The organism is Saccharopolyspora sp. NPDC045941 (assembly GCF_056431445.1).
Map to the genome: position 1 here is coordinate 1 of NZ_JBWKKU010000169.1, position 1192 is coordinate 1192.

1 protein-coding gene is annotated in these 1192 nt (G+C 67.4%); it reads right to left on the reverse strand.

Translation table 11 applies throughout. The features are described from left to right. Positions 1–7: 7 nt before the first annotated feature. Positions 8–1192: acetyl-CoA C-acetyltransferase (locus AC07FN_RS45910; RefSeq protein ID WP_478401387.1), on the reverse strand; the 1185-nt coding region annotated here is incomplete at its 5' end.

Below are 1192 nucleotides of genomic sequence, written 5' to 3' on the forward strand. Positions count from 1 at the left end.
GCCGGGGTCAGGCTGTCGGTACGCGGAGGATCAGGGCGTCACCCTGCCCACCACCACCGCACAACGCCGCCGCACCAACCCCACCACCACGACGCTTCAACTCCAACGCCAAATGCAACGCCAACCGCGCACCCGACATCCCGATCGGATGCCCCAACGCGATCGCACCACCATTGACGTTCACCCGATCCTCATCAACACCCAACGCACGCATCGACGCGATCCCCACCGCCGCGAACGCCTCATTGATCTCCACCAGATCCAGATCCGCCGCCTCGATCCGCTCCCGCGCACACGCCGCCCTGATCGCATTCGACGGCTGCTCATGCAAACTCGCATCCGGCCCCGCGACCACACCATGCGCACCGACCTCGGCCAGCCAGGACAACCCCCACTCCTCGGCCTTCGCCCGGCTCATCACCACCACCGCCGCCGCACCATCGGAAATCTGCGACGCCGACCCCGCCGTGATCGTCCCATCCGACGCGAACGCCGGACGCAACCTCGCCAACCCCTCCACCGTGGTATCCGCCCGAATACCCTCATCCGCGTCCACCACCAGCGGATCACCCTTGCGCCGCGGCACCTCCACCGGCGCGATCTCCTCCGCGAACACACCCCGCCCCGCAGCCGCCGCCGCACGCTGATGCGACCGCGCCGCGAACGCGTCCTGCTCCTCACGCGTCAACCCGTACCGCGCGTTGTGCTTCTCCGTGGACAACCCCATCGCGACCTGATCGAACGCGCAGAACAAACCATCATGCGACATGTGATCCAGCATCTGCACATCACCGAACTTGAAGCCCTCACGCGACCCCGCCAGCAGATGCGGCGCCCGCGTCATCGACTCCTGACCACCCGCGACCACCACATCGAACTCACCCGCCCGGATCAACTGATCCGCCAACGCGATCGCATCCAGCCCCGACAAGCACACCTTGTTGATCGTCAACGCCGGCACATCCATCGGAATGCCCGCCGCCACCGCGGCCTGCCGCGCCGGAATCTGCCCCGCACCCGCCGTCAGCACCTGACCCATGATCGTGTACTCGACCTGATCCGGCCGCACCCCGGCCCGCTCCAACGCAGCCCGGATCGCGAACCCACCCAACTGCGCACCCGAGAAATCCTTCAGCGACCCCAGCAACCGCCCCATCGGAGTACGCGCCCCCGCCACGATCACAGAACCGCT